This is a genomic window from Streptomyces sp. T12 (assembly GCF_028736035.1).
Classification (GTDB): Bacteria; Actinomycetota; Actinomycetes; order Streptomycetales; family Streptomycetaceae; genus Streptomyces.
Map to the genome: position 1 here is coordinate 8,356,529 of NZ_CP117866.1, position 16,971 is coordinate 8,373,499.

Sequence of the window (16,971 nt, forward strand, 5' to 3'; positions counted from 1 at the left end):
GGACCAGGCGTTGCGTCTACTCAAAGGGGCGGCCGAGGTTCGGCGGATCAGAGGATCTTGCGCTGGACCAGGATCGAGAGCACGAGGGCGCCCGGCAGTAGAGGGACCCAGACCGTGAGGACGCGGTAGCCGATGACCGTGGCCGCGGAGAGGCTCATCGGTGCGCCGAAGGTGACCATCGTGAACACCAGCGCCGCGTCCACGGGGCCGATGCCGCCCGGCGCGGGTACGGCGCCCACCGCGGTGCTGGCGAGCAGGAGGGACAGGGTCACCTGCGTCCAGGACAGCGGCAGGCCGAGCGCCGAGCCGACCGAGGCGATCACGCTCGCCTGGAGCAGCGGGGTGGCGGCGGCCCCGCCCCACAGGGCGAGGACGCGGCTGGGACGGGTGTGCAGGATCCGCGCGTCGGTCAGGGCGGTGCGTACGCAGCGGACGAGGGGGCGGCGCAGTGGCCGTACGGCTGCCGCGAGGGCGCCCGCGGCGGCGAGGGCGACCGTGACGCCCGCGGCCACCAGGAGCAACGTGCGCTCGTCCGGGACGAGTTCGCCCAGGTGCAGCAGTTCGGGGAAGGCCACGAGGAAGCCGAGCAGCACCGCTGTCTTCGCGATCGGTTTGACCAGCGAGTACAGGGCGAGTGAGGCGGTGGCTCGGGCCAGCGGTATGCCGCGGTTGTGCAGGAAGCGCAGGGTGACGGCATGGGCGCCGATGCTCGCCGGCAGCACCTGGTTCGCGGCGCCGGCCGCGAACTGCGACGCGAGCAGCAGGCCCGGCGGGAGCCGTTCCGGCATGGCCCCCTGGCGGACGCACGCGGCGGCCACCCAGCCCATGCAGGTGAAGAAGAGACCGGCGAGCAGCCACCACGGGTCGGCGGAGGCGAGCCGGGCGGCGCCGTCGACGAAGGTGCGCCAGTCGGCCGCCGCCCACGCCCCGATCAGCAGGACCGGGAGCAGGGTCAGTGCGTGGCGGGTGAGGCGTGCGGGGGAGAAGGGGGAGCGGGCGGGGGCGGGGCGGGTGGGCAGCGGTCCGGGGAGATCGGTGAGCGGGAGCGAGGACACGGCGCGGTCGTCCTTCCGCGTCACCTCCGCGCGGACGCGGGGCGACGGCTAGAGGGCGAGGCAGGAGGGGACGCCGAAAACGTGCCCGCCCGGTGTGACGCCGTGGTGTCCGCAAGCCGAAGCGGGGTCGGCGGGCGAGCGACGCGACCGGGGACCGCGCACCGGCGCCCGGTCCCCGCTCCCGCCCTCACCGCGTCCAGTGCCGCCCGTGCTCCACCCCAGGAAGCGGCGGGCTCGGCCGTCGGCCGCCGTGCCGTCGGCATCGAAGGGGACACCGCCCGCACCCAGGGCAGTTCCTCGACGCGCACCTGCCGTTCCAGGTTGAGCAGAAGCCGCGAAAGGCGGTTGCGGAACGCCCGGTAGTTCGCGGCCCTCAGTGCCCGCAGCGTCTCGTCGCCGTACGCCCGCGCGGTGCTGGCGGCCACCAACTGCAGTACCGGTTCGGCCAGTTCGGCCAGTACCTCGGCGGAGGGGACGACGCCCTGCTGCACGAGCGTGCCGATCGGTGCGCTCAGGGCGGACTCGGCCACCTGCCGAATCGTCGGCGGTACGGCCGCCCCGGGCTGTCGTTCACAAGCCGGCGTGGCAGGTTCCGCCCCTGCGCCCTCCGGGTCTCAAGCCCGGTGCTCTGCTGCTGGGCTGCACGCCGATGGAGGCTGACGTCAGCGCCGGGATGATCGCCGTGGGGCGCCGCAGGCGGCGCGCGGCAGACCGAGGGCGAGGGCGAGTCCGATCCGAAAGTGCCCCGGGGCGCCCTCGCCCATGGTCGACAACCGCTCCGCGGTCATGAGTGCCGGGCAACTCGCCGCGAGGGGGGCGTCGCTGAATCAGCCAGCCACTGGAAGGTTGACTTTCGGCTGGTCGAGCCAGAGTATTGCCGGGGTGAGCCACTTCGAGCACATATCGCCCGGGTCGACCGCACTCCCCGTCGACCTGGACGAAGCCGCCCACCGCTGCCTCGTCGCCGGGTTCGACGGGGCCACGAGCGTGCCGGACACGCTCAAGGAGCTCATCGACCGCGGCCTCGGCGGGGTCATCCTCTTCACCCGCAACATCCGCGACGCGCAGCAGGTGCGCCGCCTCACGGACGAGCTGCGGGCCATCCGCCCGGACCTCCTCGTCGCCATCGACAACGAGGGCGGCGGCATCGGCCACCTGGTGAGCGCCGGCGCCCCCGACGTCCCCGGCTCCTACGCCCTCGGCGTCGTCGACGACACCGCCCTGACCGCCCGCTGCGCCGACGCGCTGGCCGGGCACCTGGCCACCCTCGGCATCACCGCCTCCTACGCCCCCGTGGCCGACCTCCAGCATCGGCCGGACAACCCGATCGTGCGCACCCGCTCCTTCGGCGCCGACCCCGAACTCGCCGCCCGCCATCTGCGCGCCTGGATCACCGCCACCGAGGCGCGCGGCATCGCCTCCTGCGCCAAGCACTTCCCCGGCCACGGCGGCACCGTCACCGACAGCCACCACGGCATGGCGGTCGACCCGAGGCCGTACGACGAACTCCACGCCGACCTCGAACCGTTCCGCGCGGCCGTCGCCGCGGGCGTGCCGATGCTGATGAGCGCCCATGTCGTCTTCCCGGCGCTGGACCCGGGCCGCCCCGCCACCCTCAGCCGCCGCATCCTGGGCGACCTGCTCCGCCACGACCTCGGCTTCGACGGCGTCCTCGTCAGCGACGCGCTGGAGATGAAGGCGATCGCCGAGGAGTACGGCGAGGCGGTCGGCGCGCGCATCGCGCTCGCGGCGGGCGCGGACCAGGTCATCGTCGCCGTAGGGGACTTGGACGTCACCCTGGCCTGCCGGGACGCGGTGCTCGACGCACTGCGCACCGGCGTGCTGGCTCAGGAGCGCGTCGAGGAGGCCGCGGGGCGGGTACGGCGGCTCGCCGCGCGCTATGCGACCCCGCCCCTCGTGGTCGCCGACTGGGACGTGGAGGCCGGTCTCGCGGCCGCGCGCCGGGCCGTCCGCGGCCGGAGCGTACCGCCCGCCGTGCGCGGGGCCCATGTCGTCGACCTCTTCCCGCCGCCGCACCCCGCGCTCAACTGGGGCGGCGAGGACCTGCTGACCGAGGTGCGCGCCGTCGACCCCACGGCGACGGGCACCTCGGTCACCGGTGAACCGGCGGATCCGGCCGAGCTCGTCGACGGGATGCTGCGCTGCTGCGGCGACGCGCCCCTGGCCGTCGCCACCTGCGACGCCGGGCTGCATCCCTGGCAACTGCGGTTGCGGGAGGCCCTGTTGGCCCGGCGGCCGGACGCGGTACGGGTGGACACGGGGCTGCCGGAGGGCGGCGCGCTGTGCTCGTACGGGCGGGGGCGGGCGAACCTGCGGGCGGTCGCCGAGGTGCTGGCGGGCGTCGCCGACGGCTGAGGCGCGCCCGCCGGTCTCACATCACTCAGGACGGCCGTACGACCTCCTCGATGCCCCGCGCCGCCAGGTGCTCCGCGTCCTTTGCCCGCGCGGCGAGGACCACCGCCGGGCGAACGCCTTCCGTCCGCATCCGCATCCACGCCTCGAAGTACGCGCCGCCCGGTCCGGACACCGACCGCGTGTCCGGCGTGCAGTCCAGGACCAGGGCCGTGCGGCGCGGCTGTGCGGGCCGAGGGCCTTGGCGCAGTTCCGTGACGGTCTCGGCGAGTGCCTCGGCGATCGGCTTGGGGCGGCCGGAGGGGTCGAACAGGCCCAGGGTGTACTCCAGCTCCGGGAAGTCGGCCAGTGACCGGTCCACGTCGTGCGAGCACCACCACGTGACCCCCCACAGCCCCGCGCACCCGGCCGCGTTCCGTACGGTCGCCCGCGCGAACTCCGGGGCGTCGGCGGCCGGGATGTGCGGCTCGGGCGCGCCCGTCTCCTGGACCCAGACGGGGCGGGCGGGGTCGGTGGCGTACGCCTTGGCGAGCTCGGTGCCGTACTCGGCGAGGTGCCGGACCTGCGGGGAGCGGGGGCCGTAGCGGCGGGCGCAGTCGCCGGAGAACACCCAGGGGTGGACGGTGGTCAGGTCGCCCTTGCGGGCGGAGGCCTCCGGGGTGAAGGGGTGGTCGTCGCCGTACCAGGCGGCGTCGTACGCGGAGTGCGTGACCAGGCCGCCGCTCGCGCCGAGTCCGTCCCGGGCGGCGGCCAGCAGGGTGTCGAGGTAGTGGTCGACCTCGTCCGCCGTCACCGGGTTGTGCTCCACCAGGTTGTTGAGCTCGTTGCCGAGCTGGAGGCCGATGAGGTTCGGGCGGCCGGTGAGTGCGCGGCCGAGGGTGCGCAGGAGGGTGGCCTGGGCTTCGATGGCCTCCGGGTCCGTGAACACGTTGCGGTGGTGCCAGCTGCGGGTCCACTCCGGGTAGAAGTCGAAGCTCGACAGGTGGCCCTGGACGCCGTCCACCATGACGTCGAGACCGGCCTCGCCGGCCAGGTCCACGAGGTGCGCCAGCTGGTCCACGGCAGCGGTGCGGACGAGGGCGCGGTTCGGCTGGAGCAGCGGCCAGAGGTGGAAGACGCGGACGTGGTCGAGGCCGAGGCCGGCGATCCGGTCGAGGTCCTCACGCGCGCGTGCCGGGTCGAAGTCGTGCCAGGAGTGGAACCAGCCGTGGCGGGGCGTGTAGTTGACGCCGAAGCGGAGCGGGTGGATGGGATCCTCCTCGGGTCCGGGCTTGCTCTGGGCGTGGGCTCTAGCCCTTCACCTGTCCAGTATGAATGTATCAACCACCACCCTTGCTATTGAATTGGTGGTTTGAATCAAACCCTTCGGTGGGCGTTGCCTGCCCGCGTATTGCCCGTGCCCGCGTCAGCGTCTGAGGTGTCTCGCGTGTCCCTGTGTCCCTGGCGCCCGCCTATTCCGAGCAGGCAGGCCGTACGCCGAGTGCGCCCTCGGCCACCCGTGAACCTCGATTGTCAGCGGCTCTAGCCGCTGGCTGAAACATTGGGGAGGGGCGGGACAGCCGCGACAGATCAGGGCAGCAGGACAGCAGGACAGGGAAGACACCCCCCAATATCTCGAACAGCTCATCACGGGCCAGTACCCGCCATCGCATGCCCACAGGGAAGGAGCCCCCCCCGATGCGCGGCAACTCGTCCGTACGCCACGTCGCCCCGGCGCCGATCCGGCACCACATGTGTCGAGCCTTAGGGCACGGACTAGCGGCGGCAGGGTGACTTCTGAGGTGGCCTGACCGTGCGGCCGGGGTTGCGAGCTGACATGACGGGGGCCGGTCGAGCAGAGCCCGGGCATGGTGCAGAACCTTGTTGCCGTGTTCAGCACGCTGATCGGTCTCGCGGGTCTGGTGCTGAGTTACGCCGGGCACCGGCAGAAGGTCCGGCAGGAGGCGCAGGAGAGCGCGCGCCGCGCGGAGGAGTTGCGGAGCATCGAGCGCGAGCGGGAGCAGGAGCGGGAAGCGGGAGCCCGACGGGAGCGGGAACGGCTTCAGGCATCCATGATCAGCGGGCACATCGCGCAGACCCCGTCCGCTCTGGACGACAGCTGGGTCGTCCCGCAGATCGTGATCCACAACGGGTTCAACCAATCGATCCGGGACGTACGCGTGTTCCGCTGCGGCGAAGTGATCCGCGAATTGCCCCACGTCGGCACCGGTTATGAGTACCTCCGGCTGCCGCCTACTCGGATCCCGGACGAACACTCTGGGCAGATCACCATCGAGTTCACAGATGTCGCTGGGATCCGCTGGCGTCGTGAGGGCTACGGTGCTCTGCAACGTGCCCGGCAGGGCACCGAAGGCTCGGAGACCTGGGCATGGGAGGACCCGGAGTTCCCGTCATCGAAAGAGCCGCGCCGCCCCCGGTCCCGCCCACAACTTCTCCGACCAGGGTCACGGGGCCGCCCTCGGGCCCGTCTCAGCGCCCGGGCCGGTACCCGCCGAGCCCTGTCGAGGCGAATCGGGAAGTGGAGATTCGGCGCTATGGCGGCGGCCCGCGGGAGCCGGCCGGGCCGCCGGTGCGCCGGCGTGTGGGGTTCCTCCGGCTGGCCGTCGTGCTGGGTTCCCTGGTGCTCATCGCCGGAGGCGTCCGGTGGCTCCTCCAGGACTAGTGCTGCTCTGCGGAAGTTCGTGGAGGGGGTCAGGCTGTCTTGAGTGGGGTGCCGTCGGAGGTCCAGCGGTAGGGCTTGGCGGTCTCGTTGTGGGTGATGACGTACCTGCGCATCTTCTCGATGAGATCGTCGCGGCTGGCGAAGTCGCCGTACCGCAGGACCCGGCGGGTCAGCGCGGAGAAGAACAGCTCGACCTGGTTGATCCAGGAGGTGTGCGGCGGTGTCCAGTGCACGTGCCAGCGCGGATGAGCGGCGAGCCATGTCTTGGTGTGCTTGGCCGTGTGCGAGGAGCCGTTGTCGAGCACATTCTATCGTTCGGACCAGGTGCGTACGGTGCCGAGGGTGACTGGGATGAGGTCGCTGACGTCGATGGTGAAGCGGTGAACCTTGCGGGCGCGGCGGCTGTTCTCCGGGTCGAAGAAGCGGAGTTTGACGTCCCAGCAATCGCTGTTGAGGCGGCAGAAGGGGCTCTTTTCGACGTCGATGGTGTCCAGGGTCATGCCGTCGGCGACGGCGGAGGCGAAGGTGTCGGCGGCCTGGAAGGCGTTGGTGGCGGCGAAGTTCAGCGCCCGGTCGGCGGAGGTGGTGCCCAGGTTGCGCAGGTCGTAGTAGATCCGGGCCAGGAACTCCCGGAACCGGCCGGTGAGGGCCTCATCGGTCTGCTTGGTGGGGTGACGGCGGGCGGCCTCGAGGGCCGCGGCCGCGAGTGTGTTGGTGTTCCAGCCGTACATGCCTCGTGGGGCGGCGACTTCGATGACCGGGACGACCTGGCCGGAGAAGAGCTTGACGGTGCGACCCGTCAGACGCCCGGGAACGCTGATCCGTTCGATGTGGTCCTCGTCGTCCTCGGCAGCGATCTGTCCGGCCAGGAGTCGGGTGAGTCTTTCGTAGACGCCTGCCGCGTACGGGCTGTTGCTTTCGATGGCGTAGACCGGGGTGAGTTCCAGGTTGAGCGTCCAGATCAGTGACGTGGCTTCGGAGGGGTGCAGGTTGAGGTGGTCGACCATCTGCTGGGAATCGTACGGGTTGGCCGGCACCGCCGTTCTGCCGGAGGACACGGCGGTCATCAGCTGCTTGAAACTGTCGCGCCGCGCCTCGGTGCCGAAGTCATAGCCCAGGGTGCCCAGCACATAGGCCAGGGGACTCCACGCCGGGCTGCCGGCACCCGATGTCACTACTCCCGTGTCAGCAGCCGCCAGCTCGGTTGAGGCGGCTACCTCGGAGACGGATACAGGTGCACGGCTTGCCGGAACCGCAGGTGGGGGTTGGTCGAAGAGGATGGTGGTCGTGCCGGTGATGTCCAGTTTGCCGGCCAGGCAGCGGGTGGGTTCGTCGTGTGCGTCTTCGGGCTGGCAGGGGCGGGCGCTTTCCAGTAGCGCGGCGCGCACTGCTGCGGGGTTGGGTGGCATGCCGTTTTGGCGTTGCAGACTGAGCATCAGTGCGGCGACGCCGGTGATGATGGGTGCCGCGCAGCTGGTGCCTTTGTGAATTGCGGTTTTACCGCCGGGGGCCGCGCCGTGGATGTTGCCGCCGGGAGCGACGATGCCGTGGTCACTGTACTGCGGGCCGAAGTTGCTGAACTTGAACATCGTGCCGTCGTCGTCGCAGGCGCCGACGGCCAGGACCTGCGGCAGCGCGGCGGGGATGCACCGGCACTCTCCACGGTCGTTTCCCGAGGGCGCCACGATCAGCACCCCGGCGTCGGTGGCGCGCGTGATTGCCCGCTTCAGCATGCCGTCGGCGTCGTCGGAGGCGGTCGGCATGCAGCAGGCGATGTGGATGATGCCGGCGGCGGCGTCCACTGCCGCCTCAATGCCACGGGTCAGACTGACCGGATCCGACGAGGTGGCCTGGTCCCGCAGACACGGCACGATCACCCCGGAACACCGGGGCGCGATCCCCATCACCGGGCTGCCGTGCTGGCCGAAGATCACACTGGCGATGTGCGTCCCATGCTCAGCAAATCCGTCCTCGCCCGCGCCCTCGTCCTCTTCGTCGGGTAGCCAGCCCGGTTCGAGCACGGTGAGGTCTGCCCCGTCAAAGCACGGGTGGGTGACTTCGACGGGGCCGTCGAGCACGGCGATGCGGACTCTGGGATCACCCAGGGTCCGCTCCCACAGCTGGGCAAGGCCGGGGATGGACGCAAGGTCAGGCACGGCGATTTCCTTCGCTGCCGGTCACGAACATGGTCGGTGAGGGCTGCGGGGCAGCCCTCACCGGTGGGAAGGGAGTGGTCAGACCCAGATGCGGCCTCGCCGAAAACCGGTCGACGGCTCTTCGGGCCGGTCCTGGAACATCTGCACCCACATGCCGTAGTCGACCAACCCGGTGAACAGACCACACTCCGGGATGACCGGATTCCATTCGGGAGCAGGTTTGCTTTCCGCTCTTTTCGCCGTGCTCGTCTTCACAGCAGTCTTCTTCGCTGCGGTCTTCTTCGCTGCGGTCTTCGCCGTCGCGGGTTTCTTAGCCATGGCTGGACACCTTCATCCGGGCATATCCAGGCCACGTGAAATGCTGGGGATCGTTGAAGTTCGCGCCGTGCATCAAATCCATGCGGATCTTGACGAGATGCGCGGGTGACCCGTGTACGACGTCGACCAGCTCGTGCGGGCGGACCAGTTCAGGCCGGCGCACCGGCGGAGCCTGCCTGGGCTGATGACCTGTCATGGCCCTCACCTTCCTTATCGTTCTGACCAGGTGCGTACGGTGCCGAGGGTGACCGGGATGAGGTCGCTGACGTCGATGGTGAAGCGGTAGACCTTGCGGGCGCGGCGGCTGTTCTCCGGGTCGAAGAAGCGGAGTTTGACGTCCCAGCAATCGCTGTCGATCCGGCCGAAGGGGCTCTTCTCGACGTCGATGGTGTCCAGGGTCATGCCGTCGGCGACGGCGGAGGCGAAGGTGTCGGCGGCCTGGAAGGCGTTGGTGGCGGCGAAGTTCAGCGCCCGGTCGGCGGAGGTGGTGCCCAGGTTGCGCAGGTCGTAGTAGATCCGGGCCAGGAACTCCCGGAACCGGCCGGTGAGGGCCTCATCAGTCTCACCGGTGGGGTGACGGCGGGCGGCCTCGAGTGCCGCGGTCATCAAGGCGTTGATGTTCCAGCCGTACAGGCCTCGTGGGGCGGTGACTTCGATGACCGGGACGACCTGGCCGGAGAAGAGCTTGACGGTGCGACCCGTCAGCCGCCCGGGAACGCTGACCCGTTCGATGTAGTCCTCGTCGTCCTCGGCAGCGGCCTCCCCCGCCAGCAGATTAGTGAGCAACTCGTAGACGCCTGCCGCATACGGGCTGTTGCTTTCGATGGCGTAGACCGGCGTGAGTTCCAGGTTGAGCGTCCAGATCAGCGAGGTGGCCTCGGAGGGATGCAGCCTGAGATGGTCCACCATCTGCCGGGAGTCATACGGATTGGCCGGCACCGCCGTACCGCCGACGGACACGGCAGTCATCAGCTGCTTGAAACTGTCCCGCCGCGCCTCGGTGCCGAAGTCGTAACCCAAGGTGCCCAGCGTGTACGCCAGCGGACTCCACGTCGGGCCGTCGGCACCCGAGGCCACCACCCCGGCAGCACCCATCACCCCGGCGGCAGGCACCACCTCGACAGCGGCGGCTACCTCGGACATGGATACAGGTGCACGGCTTACCGGAACCGCAGGTGGGGCGTCGCTGACCTCACCTCCACAACTGCACCCGCCGGCAGAAAGCTCGACCGATTCACTCGTGGTCACGTCGCCCGCTTCGGGCATGGCATACACCGCTTTCTTGATGTTGAGTTTCCCCGCCAAAAAACGCATACACGCACTGGGATCGGCCCACTGGCAGGCATCCGCGCTGTCCAGCAGCACCTGCCGCACCCGCCGCGGGTCCGGTTCCCGGCCCGCGCCCAGCTGCAGGCTCAGCAACAGCGCGGCCACTCCCGAGACGATGGGCGCCGCGAAGCTGCTTCCGCTGGCCCTGGCCGTGCCCGAACCCGGCACCGCGCCAAGGACATTCGCCCCCGGGGCCAAAATTGCCTGCTGCTGATACGCCTGACCCCAATTGTTGGACTCCAGCGGATCGCCCACATCATCAAGAGCTCCGGCCGCCAGCACGGAGGGCAGACAGGCCGGAACGTGATGACAGAAACACCCGTCATTGCCCACCGCCGCCACCAGCAGCACGTTGCGCTCCTCACACAACCGCGCCGCCCTGTCCAGCAGGTCATCGGCCTCACCCGACGGGCTCAGCTGTCCACCGCTCAGATTGATCACATGGACGCCGGCCTCCACCGCCGCCTCAATCCCCCGGGCCAAATCCAACTGCGAGGTCGACCCTCGACTATCGGAAAACGCCGGAATGCTCACACCCCAACATTTCGGAGCCACCCCGGGTACCGGGCCCTCATGCTGCCCAAACAACACACTGGCCACCTGCGTCCCATGAGATGCCTTTGGCCCGTCGAACTCCTCTTCGGGCCAGATCCCGTCCAGACGGGAGAGCTGCGCGCCATCAAACACCGGATGAGACAGATCGACCGGACCATCGATAACAGCCACACCGATCCGCTCATCACCCAACGTCTGGCCCCACAGATCAGCCAGACCCGCAATCGCGGGCACCTCACACACCAGGCAACTCATCCCCTCAACAACGTCCGCCCACCGACGCGGCATACCGGACCGGCGCATGAACGCACCGGCCCGGCACTCCTGCCGATCAATCCGCTACTCGGCGTCATCCCCGGCAAACGGGGGGTAGGGGCCCCCCGTGACGGCCACTGAGAGTTCGGCTCCGTCGTTGTTTTCGTTGGTTGCGCCGACCGTTGTCCTGGTCACCGGCGGCGCCAGGTTCGGAGTCATCTGTTCCTGCTCAGGCATGACAACACCTTTCTTTAGCTGCTTTCCCTGCCAGAACTCCGGTGAGTTCAACTATTCGGCTCGTTCTGGCAAATGGATGGGGCCGATACCAGCAACGGAGAACTCTGCTCCCGCGCCGCGCTCGACTTCCGTCACGCCGATGAGATGAGTGGGCAGCCGTCCGGTGCCGAATCGAGGGAATCCGTATTGCCAGCGTTGCATACCTTCCTCACTCCCACACATCGGCCACTGACGCCGGGCTCAGGACAACTCGAATGGAGCATGCAGCCACCCAAATACCCTGGCTGGGGTCTGTGCCCTGGGAGAACAGGAGCTCTTGCCCCGCCCCGCCCATCAAGTACTCATGACCGGGTTCGTGTCACTGTCGGCCTCGCGGCTCGTTGATCCATGTATGAACCCCGCCTCGAACTGGCCGCAGAATTAAGGGCATTGACGACTGACAACGCACAGCCTGTTTGTGGGCCGGTGTGGGTCACCCCTGTAAGGGGGCCTGCCCCAAGGCCCGTTCGCCCACCGACGTGGCAGGCCGGACCGGCGCATGAACGCGCTGGCCCGGCACTTCTGCCGATCGATCCGCTACTCGGCGTCATCCCCAGCAAATGGGGGGAAGTTGATGGCGTCGTACGTGAACTGTGAGAGTTCGGCTCCGTCGGTGTTCGCGTTGGTTGCACCGGCCGTTGTCCTGGTCACCGGCGGCGCCAGGTTCGGGATCATCGATTCCTGCTCGGACATGGCAAGACTCCTTCTTCTGGCTTCCTGATCAGAACTCCAGCGAGCCAACAATCCAGCTCATTTCTGGAAAACGGGTTGAGAGCGGCGCCGGAGACAGAGAGCTCGCCGCGTGCATGTCTGTCGTCACACCGGTGAGATGAGTGCGCAGTTGTCCCGTGCCGAATCGAATCGAGAGGATGGAATCCGGGTATATGTAGCCTTTCACGCCACCCTCACCCCTGCATCTCGGCCACTGACTCCAGGCTCAAGACAACCCGAGTGGAGCGCACGCCCCCCCAATGCTTGGGGCCAGTGTCCACGGTTCAGGGAAAGGCCCCGAGGCTCGCCCACCTTCAAGTCGCCGGCCATGTACTCGAATCCGGCCCGGTGGCGGACAGTCACCTCCGCCAGCTGGGGCCAGTGGGTGCGGGTGTGGTCGTTGAGACGCTGACGCGGGGAGACCTGAATCGATTCCGGCAGGTTATTCGGCAAGGACCCGACCCTGCCGGGCACCGCGCCCACCCGCCATGATCGTCTGTTATGGGTGGGATGGCTCATGCGTTGGCGGCGGTTCCGGTAGTGCTCGACGAGGCAACGCGGAGGCGGCTTGAGCAGCTGGCGTCCTCGGCCACCGCACAGGTCCGCCAGGTGCTACGGGCAAGGATTGTGCCGGCGGCCGGGGCCGGGTGCGGTAACGGCCGCATCGCGCGTGAACTGAACCTCAACGTGAATACCGTGCGCAAGTGGCGGGGCCGGTTCGCCACCGGCGGCCTGGACGGGCTGCAGGACGCGCGGCGTTCGGGGAGGCCCCGCTCCTATGGTCCCGAGGTACGGGTGGCGGTTGTGGCCACGGCAACCAGCACCCCGCCCCATCCGGAGGCGACCTGGTCGCACCGGACCGTCGCCGCGCAGGTCGCCCGGACTGTCTCCGCCCCGATCTCCGCCTCTCAAGTCGGACGGATCCTTGCCGGGTTGGATCTCAAACCGCACAAAGTCCGCGGCTGGCTCGCCCGCCGCGACACGCCGGACTTCTGGGCCCGGATCAAGAACATCTGCGATCTGTACCGCAACCCGCCCAAGGACGCCGTCGTGCTGTCGATCGACGAGAAGACCGCGATCCAGGCCCGCTCCTGTCACCATCCGGGGCGGCCCGCCCGTCCCGGGCAGGCGGCGCGGCAGGAATTCGAGTACCGCCGCCACGGCACCGCTTCACTGATCGCCGCCCTGGACGTGATCAGCGGCGAGGCCCTGATCGAGATCATCACACGCAACAAAGCGGCCACCTTCACCGCCTTCCTCGACCGGCTCAACGCCCTGCTCCCCAGAGACAAGGGGATCCACGTCGTACTCGACAATGGCTCCTCGCACACGGCCAAGCACACCAAGACATGGCTCGCCGCTCATCCGCGCTGGCACGTGCACTGGACACCGCCGCACGCCTCCTGGATCAACCAGGTCGAGCTGTTCTTCTCCGCGCTGACCCGCCGGGTCCTGCGGTACGGCGACTTCGCCAGCCGCGACGATCTCATCGAGAAGATGCGCAGGTACGTCATCACCCACAACGAGACCGCCAGGCCCTACCGCTGGACCTACGACGGCACCCCACTCAAGACAGCCTGACCCCCTCCACGAACTTCCGCAGAGCAGCACTAGGGCGCGGTTGAGTAGCTGCTGCGGGTGCCTGAGGCTGTCGCTCGCGATGGCGCACTGTCGGCCTGGGCCGCTGTTCGGCTTCCGGCGCCGGCTGCCTGGGCGCCGGATGCTCTGGAGGGGTGTTGCGTTGCCGTGAGACGGCTCTACAGTCGTCCGCATGCCGGGTCTGTTCCCGGCACTCCTTGCAGGACTCGCCGTCGCCACCATTCATGACCGCCGGCCATCCGCTGGACTCCCACGGTGAGTCCAGCCTTGCATCGGTCGTGTCCCTTGCCACCCGCCGCGGCGTGAAGGCCATCACCCTCGAAAGTTCTACGCGTGGCGCATCCGACGCGGAACTTCAGGAGCAGGCATGTCGGCACTGGGCCACGTCAGCGCCGTCGCCAGCTGCACGTCACCCTTGGCGCCTTCGAACCGCATCGCACCATCCACCCACGGACACGGCGCCTCCACCGGCGGCGGGCACGACATGGCCGGCTCTCCGGGCATTGTGAGCCACCTGCAAGCTGACGGACCCGCCCCAGGACTTCCTCCGGTACATCCGCCTCCTGCGGACGGGCGAACTGCCCAACTGAACCCCGGCAACGGCAGAGGCCCGGACTACTAGTCCGGGCCTCTGCCGTTGCCGCACCGGTGGCATACAGCCGCCGGTGCGGTGCGTGGACCCGTCACTCGACGATGTTGTTCGAAATCGTGAGGTCCCAGTGGACGTAGTCCTCGCTGCTTTCGTCTGTGTTCGTAACGTGCGCTGCCCGCTGGACAGTTGCGCCCTTCGGCACGGAGAAACTCAGTTCCTCCCTACCGTCGAGGTCCCCCGTGTCCTCGCTCGTACCCTCGTACAGGAGTGCTTCCCCCTTGACGAACAGTTCATTGTTCTGCACGAGTCCGTCCAGGTGGACCTCGCCACGGCATTCCCCGCCCCAGCGCAGTTCGCTGTCGAAGAAGCGGCGGTAGCCTTCTCCATCCTGGAAGAAGTCCACTCCGTTTCGGACTCCAGATCCGTGTTCGTTGGCGCCGAAGACTTCGTAGTCCATGCCGTGGACTGCTGCCAGCGTGGTGATTCTGCGGGTCATGTCATCTCCTTGCCTTCGATCAGGGCTCAGCAGGACGATGCCGTGCCCTCACGCGAGGGTGCTGTCATATCCCAGCGCCATGAGCCCAGAAATCCGTGAGCGGATGGTCGTGGCACTGAGCGGAGGCGGGCATCCAGCCCGTGAGTCCCTGACGTCCCATTTGCCCCTGTCAGTCCACCATGCCTCCTCGCTCGTGCCATGTCGACTCGGCACTTTGTTGTCACCTCAACTGGGCCTGGTTCGCCAAGGAATCCGTGCACCAAAGGTGAGCAGCGCACGGCGTCCCGTGGCGGACAGATCCCATCTGCCTGGAGATCGTCGCTCGCCACGACTACGGCCGCGTCCGGCGCCAGCCACTCCGTCCACGCCCTGAGCCCGGGCTGCGCGTTGTCACGCCGCCGCCGGGTGGCGAGAATCCCGCACGCCGTGCACCGCCTCCGCCCCCGTCCAGGTGCTGCCCCCACGGGTGCCGGTCCTCGGCCACCGCCTTCCCGGCGAGGTACGCCCGGAACGCGGCGACGGCCGCCCGGTCCCCGTCAGTGAGCCGGGCCCGCGGATCGTTACCGCAGCGCATCACGCGTCCTCTGGCGGCTCGGCCCAATCGCAAACGTGAGGCGCTCCGCGGACATGGGGGAAGATGCGGTGCCCCCCAACTAGCCACGGTTGGCCGCCTCGTTAGCCTGGGGCGCGACAGCCTTGGCGACGCAGCTCGGGCACAAGTCCTCGTCCGGCGTGCACAACCAGCCCTCGTTCGCGGTGAGGTGATCCCGTGAGCAGGATCGGCCCGGTGGGCACCGTCTTGCGTTTGACGGTGAACCCGGCGGCCTCGAGCGTGTCGGCGTACGCCGCGGCCCGGGCCAGCTGCACGGGGAGCCACAGCCGCAGCGCGGCCCAGGCGCGCGCCGGGAGCGGGAACGTCTGCACGGTGGCCTCGGTACGGTCGGGCGGGTTCACGGTCAGCTCGATCGTGGACAGGTCGGGGGAGAGGTGGGTGGTGTCTGCGGCGACCAAGCCCTCCCGGGTGACGTGGGTGGACCACAGCACCTCCAGCGCGGTCAGGAGCCGCAGTCGGTACGGTTCGCGTCGAGGGGTGACGGGTGTGGTGAGGGCGCGGCGGAGTGCTATGTGCTGGCCCGGGTCGAGCGGGACGCGGGTGTGCTTGGACCAGGGGGCGGGCTCCGGGGACCTCCCACCAGAACGGCCGTCGGCCGGAGGCTCGGTTGAGGTCGACGATGCCGTCCATGAGGTACCGCTGCGACGCCGAGGTGAGCGGCTTCCCGTAGGGCGGACGGGTGCGGTACGCCCCTGCGGCGTTACGGGCGAGCACCGTGCCGGGCTGGTCCGGGCGGCCGAGGACGTCGTTCCGGAACAACGTCGACAGGCTCCGCACAGCCTCCGCCGGTAGGTTCGCGGCCCGCTTCTCCCCGGTGTTGATCTCGCGGGCGGCGAGGGGCCACCGCAGGGTGGTGTGGAGTTGGCGGAGGGCGGCCGGTGTCGCGGGCGGTGTCATGGCAGCAGGCCAGAGCCACAATGGCGCGGCGGTGAGGGCCGGATCCCGCGTTCGATCACGAATGGATCGTATGGTCTTCACGCTGTGACTTCATGGGCTGATGATGCCTTGACAGAGCATGATCCACTTCGGGGGGATTCATGCGCCGCCGCACCACCGCCATCCTGTTCACTGCAGCCTGCCCCGCACTCGCGGGCTGCTCCATCTCCGACAGCGACAAGCCCGAGCCCGCGAAGTCGACGCTGGCCGCCACGTCCGGCGCCCCAGTGGAACTGTCGGCGGCGGATCGGATCAAGGCTTGCACCGACGCGATCGCCGCCGGTTCGGACTCCAGCGCACCGGAGTGCGCGGACCTATCGGCGGACGATTACATGAAGGCGCTACAGGACGCGAACCAGCAGGGGCGGGACGCTTTGCAGGACCTGATCGACGAGGCGCCGGCGTCCGCGCAGCCGTGACCCTGCGCCGTAGCTCGGTGAGGTGGGCGAACCGCTCTCACGACCCTCGTAATCGGCTACGTGATCCGGTTGATCCAGTCCCGATAGCCCAGCCCGGCCAACGCAAGGGGCTCGTCCACCCGGACGGGCCCCTCTGTCACGCCGCCGGGGCCCCTCGGCATCTCCGAGCACGGCCCGAACCTGTGGGACCTGGAAGCGGCCCGTAGATCAACAACCATCTCAAGCGCGCCTGCGGCGGAAAGCGGCCATGTGCCGGTGGGCCCATACTCCGGGAGAGAGCCCGACTGGGCGGATGGATTCCCAACGGCCAAGGCGGACCGGACGGATTCTCACAAGCGACCAGTTGAGAGGCTAGCCGTCGCCCCGGCGCTTGGCCTGCACCTTGAGCCACGGGTTCTCGGCGCGGGACTGCGCCCGGTCCAGGTACTCCCGCTGCGCGGTGATCTCCCGCCAGTTGGGCAAGTCGGCGGCGAAGGCGCGGCCGCGGATCATGTCGCTGACGGCGTCACCGGAGACGTGCTCGCCGCGCTCGGTCGCGGTGGACCGGTTCTGCAGAGTGTCGGCGACGGTGAGCGCGCGGTAGGCCGCGCCGCACGAGACGGGCGTGTAGTTGACGCCGAAGCGGA

Annotated in this window: 15 protein-coding genes and 1 tRNA gene; 3 read left to right on the forward strand and 13 right to left on the reverse strand. The window is 69.1% G+C overall.

Annotated features, from left to right (window positions below):
• Positions 1-47: 47 nt before the first annotated feature.
• The 3 genes from PBV52_RS37525 to PBV52_RS37535 form a co-directional block, all read right to left on the reverse strand.
• Positions 48-1,055, reverse strand: a complete 1,008-nt coding sequence (locus PBV52_RS37525; RefSeq protein WP_274244778.1) for a lysylphosphatidylglycerol synthase transmembrane domain-containing protein — start codon at positions 1,053-1,055, stop codon at positions 48-50.
• A 20-nt stretch (positions 1,056-1,075) separates the two neighbouring features.
• The gene (locus PBV52_RS51895; protein ID WP_373921955.1) at positions 1,076-1,585 is read right to left on the reverse strand and encodes a hypothetical protein; all 510 of its coding nucleotides are present in this window, start codon (positions 1,583-1,585) and stop codon (positions 1,076-1,078) included.
• Positions 1,586-1,632: 47 nt separating this feature from the next.
• Positions 1,633-1,704, reverse strand: a tRNA-Ser gene (locus tag PBV52_RS37535).
• 233 nt (positions 1,705-1,937) lie between these two features.
• Between PBV52_RS37535 and PBV52_RS37540 the strand changes: the two genes are divergently transcribed.
• Positions 1,938-3,431 (forward strand): glycoside hydrolase family 3 N-terminal domain-containing protein, encoded by a 1,494-nt coding sequence (locus PBV52_RS37540; RefSeq protein ID WP_274244780.1) that lies wholly within the window; start codon positions 1,938-1,940, stop codon positions 3,429-3,431.
• A 25-nt stretch (positions 3,432-3,456) separates the two neighbouring features.
• Here PBV52_RS37540 and PBV52_RS37545 read toward each other — a convergent pair whose 3' ends face one another.
• The 7 genes from PBV52_RS37545 to PBV52_RS37575 form a co-directional block, all read right to left on the reverse strand.
• Positions 3,457-4,677, reverse strand: a complete 1,221-nt coding sequence (locus PBV52_RS37545; RefSeq protein WP_274249822.1) for a cellulase family glycosylhydrolase — start codon at positions 4,675-4,677, stop codon at positions 3,457-3,459.
• A 1,442-nt stretch (positions 4,678-6,119) separates the two neighbouring features.
• Positions 6,120-6,395: a transposase gene (locus PBV52_RS37550; RefSeq protein ID WP_274244782.1), complete on the reverse strand. Its 276-nt coding sequence runs from the start codon at positions 6,393-6,395 to the stop codon at positions 6,120-6,122.
• 3 nt (positions 6,396-6,398) lie between these two features.
• Positions 6,399-8,246, reverse strand: coding sequence for a PatA/PatG family cyanobactin maturation protease (locus PBV52_RS37555; protein WP_274244784.1), 1,848 nt, complete (start codon positions 8,244-8,246; stop codon positions 6,399-6,401).
• A 78-nt stretch (positions 8,247-8,324) separates the two neighbouring features.
• Positions 8,325-8,564 carry a cyanobactin biosynthesis PatC/TenC/TruC family protein gene (locus PBV52_RS37560; protein WP_274244785.1) on the reverse strand — a complete coding sequence of 80 codons (240 nt, stop codon included), beginning with the start codon at positions 8,562-8,564 and terminating at the stop codon, positions 8,325-8,327.
• A complete protein-coding gene (locus PBV52_RS37565) occupies positions 8,557-8,760 on the reverse strand; it encodes a cyanobactin biosynthesis system PatB/AcyB/McaB family protein (protein WP_274244787.1) in 204 nt (67 codons plus the stop codon). Before PBV52_RS37565 ends, PBV52_RS37560 begins: the two co-directional genes overlap by 8 nt.
• Positions 8,761-8,774: 14 nt before the next feature.
• Positions 8,775-10,682, reverse strand: coding sequence for a PatA/PatG family cyanobactin maturation protease (locus PBV52_RS37570; protein ID WP_274244789.1), 1,908 nt, complete (start codon positions 10,680-10,682; stop codon positions 8,775-8,777).
• 834 nt (positions 10,683-11,516) lie between these two features.
• Entirely contained in the window at positions 11,517-11,672 is a 156-nt protein-coding gene (locus PBV52_RS37575) for a hypothetical protein (RefSeq protein WP_274244791.1), read from the reverse strand.
• Positions 11,673-12,200: 528 nt separating this feature from the next.
• On the opposite strand from PBV52_RS37575, the gene PBV52_RS37580 reads away from it, so the two are divergent.
• On the forward strand, positions 12,201-13,271 hold the full coding sequence (locus tag PBV52_RS37580; RefSeq protein WP_274244793.1) for an IS630 family transposase: 1,071 nt from the start codon (positions 12,201-12,203) through the stop codon (positions 13,269-13,271).
• 701 nt (positions 13,272-13,972) lie between these two features.
• Here PBV52_RS37580 and PBV52_RS37585 read toward each other — a convergent pair.
• On the reverse strand, positions 13,973-14,377 hold the full coding sequence (locus tag PBV52_RS37585; protein ID WP_274244795.1) for a hypothetical protein: 405 nt from the start codon (positions 14,375-14,377) through the stop codon (positions 13,973-13,975).
• Positions 14,378-15,052: 675 nt separating this feature from the next.
• Positions 15,053-15,421, reverse strand: coding sequence for a hypothetical protein (locus PBV52_RS37590; protein ID WP_274244797.1), 369 nt, complete (start codon positions 15,419-15,421; stop codon positions 15,053-15,055).
• A gap of 606 nt (positions 15,422-16,027) precedes the next feature.
• Here PBV52_RS37590 and PBV52_RS37595 point away from each other — a divergent pair.
• The gene (locus PBV52_RS37595; RefSeq protein WP_274244798.1) at positions 16,028-16,345 is read left to right on the forward strand and encodes a hypothetical protein; all 318 of its coding nucleotides are present in this window, start codon (positions 16,028-16,030) and stop codon (positions 16,343-16,345) included.
• A 351-nt stretch (positions 16,346-16,696) separates the two neighbouring features.
• On the opposite strand, the gene PBV52_RS37600 is transcribed toward PBV52_RS37595, so the two are convergent.
• Complete coding sequence (locus PBV52_RS37600; protein WP_274244801.1) at positions 16,697-16,837, reverse strand: hypothetical protein; 141 nt, start codon at positions 16,835-16,837, stop codon at positions 16,697-16,699.
• Positions 16,838-16,971: the final 134 nt, after the last annotated feature.